We start from the raw sequence: 1,374 nt of genomic DNA on the forward strand, positions 1-1,374 counted from the left end.
CGACACTAGGATTTTCAGTCCTATGCTCTACCAACTGAGCTACCGAGCCTTATTTATTTAGAGATGGCTCGGGACGGAATCGAACCGCCGACACTAGGATTTTCAGTCCTATGCTCTACCAACTGAGCTACCGAGCCTTATTTTTAATAGATTACTATAAATGGAACCATGTGATCTCGTAATTTGAATACAAAAAAGCCCCTCATCCAAAGGGACGAGGAGCCGCGGTACCACCCTATATTAGAGCCTTCTTGATTAACAAAGAAGAAAGCTCTCACTTTAATGAATAACGGTTAAACCGGTACACCTCTACTTGCCATGGAATGGTTTCAAGGGACAGCTCCGGAGCGAACTTCATTCAAACCATTACCTTAGAAACGCTCTCAATCTTCGGCGTTTCCTCCCTGTGAGCTGGTATTTGAATTACTTTTCTCCTTCAAAGCTTTTAGATCGCTATGCAATTTTCCTTATTATGATGTAATAACTATTTAAAGTCAACACTTTTAATAAATGGTTTTTGTTTTATTGAATTATTTTCTCTTTCTCCAAATCAATTACATCTATATATTAAATAAGGAGTAAACATGTAACACAACTAAATAAATTTCACAGTACTTACAACTCATAAAGGATAGAAAGAGGGTTACCTAAAGTGAAACCGATCATACAACTATTACATTTTGGATATCATCAAGCGATGAGCTGTATTTTCCCTGTCACTATATTTACCACTCTTGCCATCACTAGCGTAATTGAGATCCCTTTCCTCTATCGTTATGACGCTATACTCCTTATCCTGCTCGGAGTACAGTTCCTCATGTACCGTAGTGGACTTGAGTCCATAGACGAAATTAAAGTTATTTGTATATTTCACGTGATTGGATTAGTACTGGAGATTTATAAGGTATGGATGGGGTCATGGTCTTACCCTGAACCTGGATATACCAAGCTACTTGGTGTACCGCTGTATAGCGGATTTATGTATGCAAGTGTAGCAAGTTTTATGTGTCAAATATGGCGTAGGCTGCGCATGGACATGACAGGATGGCCTGGGCTTATTCCTTTACTCATGTTAGGAGGAGCAATTTACCTCAACTTTTTCACGCATCATTTTATACCCGATTTTCGTTGGTGGTTGACTGTGCTTGTATTTATTGTTTTCTGGAAAACTTGGATCATATACCGGGTAAGGACTGAAACTTACCGAATGCCTCTAACTCTCGCCTTTATTATAGTAGGTTTTTTCATCTGGACTGCGGAGAATATAGCTACTTTCTTTGACGGTTGGAAATACCCTGATCAGCATGAAACTTGGCAATTCGTTAGAATTCCTGTAAAACGAAAAATTTGGAGTTTGAATAAAAAAGAGCGCCT

The 1,374-nt window shown here is 38.9% G+C and carries 1 protein-coding gene, 2 tRNA genes and 1 other annotated feature (1 of these 4 only partly in view); of the genes, 1 reads left to right on the forward strand and 2 read right to left on the reverse strand.

Features of this window, described 5'->3' with window-relative positions; genetic code table 11:
- Positions 1–49 (reverse strand) — tRNA-Phe (locus GQY27_RS21565) (it extends 124 nt beyond the left edge of the window).
- A 15-nt stretch (positions 50–64) separates the two neighbouring features.
- Positions 65–137 (reverse strand) — tRNA-Phe (locus GQY27_RS20825).
- Positions 138–207: 70 nt separating this feature from the next.
- Positions 208–449, reverse strand: a binding site (T-box leader).
- 203 nt (positions 450–652) lie between these two features.
- Here GQY27_RS20825 and GQY27_RS20830 point away from each other — a divergent pair.
- Positions 653–1,374, forward strand: a 722-nt coding sequence (locus GQY27_RS20830; protein ID WP_160037181.1) for a DUF817 domain-containing protein, incomplete at its 3' end; no start/stop codon positions are given.

Origin of the sequence: Paenibacillus sp. An7 (assembly GCF_009870785.1) — a bacterium.
Taxonomy (GTDB): domain Bacteria; phylum Bacillota; class Bacilli; order Paenibacillales; family Paenibacillaceae; genus Paenibacillus.